1 protein-coding gene and 3 pseudogenes are annotated in these 1,258 nt (G+C 44.0%); 2 read left to right on the top strand and 2 right to left on the bottom strand.

Going from position 1 to position 1,258, the window contains the following annotated elements:
• Both prfC and copM read left to right on the top strand, forming a co-directional pair.
• A pseudogene (gene prfC / locus ACTHS3_RS13595) lies at positions 1–343 on the top strand (peptide chain release factor 3); the annotation flags it as partial.
• Between the two features lie 242 nt (positions 344–585).
• Complete coding sequence (gene copM, locus ACTHS3_RS13590; protein ID WP_036491551.1) at positions 586–969, top strand: CopM family metallochaperone; 384 nt, start codon at positions 586–588, stop codon at positions 967–969.
• Between the two features lie 24 nt (positions 970–993).
• On the opposite strand, the pseudogene ACTHS3_RS13585 reads toward copM, so the two are convergent.
• Positions 994–1,164: pseudogene (locus tag ACTHS3_RS13585) on the bottom strand (IS3 family transposase); the annotation flags it as partial.
• Positions 1,151–1,258: pseudogene (locus tag ACTHS3_RS13580) on the bottom strand (sulfite exporter TauE/SafE family protein); the annotation flags it as partial. The pseudogenes ACTHS3_RS13580 and ACTHS3_RS13585, both read right to left, overlap by 14 nt.

The following is a 1,258-nucleotide window of genomic DNA, read 5'->3' as shown; positions in this document are numbered from 1 at the left end:
CGAAGAAGGCGCGGTACAGGTTTTCAAACCGATGAGCGGCGCAGATTTGATTTTGGGCGCGGTCGGCGTGTTGCAGTTTGAAGTTGTTACCTCGCGGCTGGCCAACGAATACGGCGTAGAAGCCGTGTTTGACAGCGCATCCATCTGGTCGGCGCGCTGGGTATCGTGCGAAGACAAGAAAAAGCTGGCGGAGTTTGAAAAAGCCAATGCAGGCAATCTGTCGATAGACGCAGGCGGCAACCTCGCCTATCTCGCACCTAACCGCGTCAACCTGAATCTGACACAAGAACGCTGGCCGGATATCGTGTTCCACGAAACACGCGAGCATTCGGTTAAACTGTAAAACGCAAAGGCCGTCTGAAACATTCAGACGGCCTTTTTTTCATTCGATATCAACCCAATAAATCCCAAGCAAACTTCCCAATGGTCAGGCACAGCAGCAACATAAATCCGTAACGCAGCTCAAATATTGTCTTATTTTAGCTTTTAGCACCTCACCAAACATTTTCGGAATAGAATGTTGACTTTAACCTTAGGTCAAAGTTTATAATTTGTGCTCCTTCAGTTATCACATAGGCGAAAAACATGAAAAAACTTATGACTTTTATCACACTTAGCGCTGTTGCAATTTCAAATTATGCCCAAGCTAATGAACAACCGCATCAAGCACACATGAATATGCCAATGTCGACAGATTCTGCAATGCAACAAGAATTAATGCAAGGTATGAATCAAATGAATCAAGACATGATGGCAGCTGCGCAATATAAAGATCCTGATGTTGCTTTTGCAGCAGGTATGTTGCCACACCATATTGGCGCAGTAAAAATGGCGGAAGTTGAATTAAAATACGGAAAGGATCCTGAGATGCGTAAGCTTGCTGAGGATATTATTAACGCACAACAAGCGGAAATTGAACAAATGCAAAAATGGCTTAAAGCACACAACAAAAAAAGCTCCGTAAAATGATCTGACCCAAAAAGTTAGACTGATTTAGTTCAAGGACTGAGTTCTGTAATTCACAGAGCTCAGTCCTTTTAGTTTCCCCTGAATGCGCTCATGGTTGTAATAATGAATGTACTCATGAATCGTTTTTTCCAGTTGTTAGAACGTCTCAAATCATTTACCGTAATAACATTCCATTTTTAATCGTCCAATTGATGACCTTTGCCGAAGCGTTGGCCGCTAAAAAATCATAGCCGTAAAAGCGGACGAACACAAAAGCCAGCAGGCTGCCCGTTCCCGGCCCGAACACGCC

This window comes from Neisseria sp. P0009.S007 (assembly GCF_051962515.1).
This window is presented reverse-complemented; position numbering and strand designations above follow the sequence as displayed.

Excerpts from the sequence above, each read along its gene's own strand:
- copM (WP_036491551.1), top strand. The coding sequence starts at position 586 with ATGAAAAAACTTATGACTTTTATCACACTTAGCGCTGTTGCAATTTCA.